Origin of the sequence: Weissella sp. DD23, assembly GCF_001579105.1 — a bacterium.
Classification (GTDB): domain Bacteria; phylum Bacillota; class Bacilli; order Lactobacillales; family Lactobacillaceae; genus Weissella; species Weissella cibaria.
Genome location: NZ_KQ970390.1, coordinates 95,415 through 96,172, shown reverse-complemented (window position 1 = coordinate 96,172; position 758 = coordinate 95,415). Strand labels below are relative to the sequence as shown.

1 protein-coding gene is annotated in these 758 nt (G+C 43.0%); it reads right to left on the bottom strand.

Annotation, left to right across the window (positions count from 1 at the left end; all coding sequences use genetic code 11):
- On the bottom strand, nucleotides 1-758 hold a 758-nt coding region (locus tag WEIDD23_RS13275), incomplete at both ends, for a hypothetical protein (protein ID WP_197458741.1).

Below are 758 nucleotides of genomic sequence, written 5' to 3'. Positions count from 1 at the left end.
GCGCCGGTAAATCAGCCATATCCAACGTTACCGTAACCACTGGCAATGTTTCACTAACCTCAAAATTCATAATCGTTGCTGTCAGATACTCCGTCAAAATTTTGTCGAACAAATTATCGCAATCGATAAAAACGGTTTGTAGTTCAAGTGCGACGGTAGTGACGAATTGATAATGAATAGGAAATTCTTTGGCGTATTGCTGCTTATTAATTGGTTGTCCAATCCCACTTGTACCGAAATACAATAAGCGAAAGTGCAACGGAAACAGGACTTTTTCAAGATTTTCAAGAATGCTGGGTTGGATAGCTCGATGAAAAGTTTTGACATAAGCATTTGCAATCGCGAGTTGAATGTCATCGAATTTCGCCGTCATTGCTGGTGTTAAATCTTCAGCTGAGTGATCAATTTCGCCAAATGCATAAATCGCGGCCAGCACCGACCTTAGCTCCATGGTTTTAATCGCCGGTTTGGCCGGAAACATCGGTGCAATAATGTTATCCAGCAAGCGCAGTCGCTTCTGCATCATCGACGATAACATGGCTTCCGGCTTCAGCGGATCCTGAATATTCTCAGTCAGGTAATGTCCATGACTGACCCGGACACACCATACCGCATAGGCGTAACGAATGGCATGTTTCATCGTCAGTTGTGTATTGGCGGTGCGTCGCAATATTAATTCCACTTGAATCGCTTTCTGACGCACTAGGCTGTTGAATGGAAATTGGTCATCAACATAGCTGGTATAAAAAATATTAAAG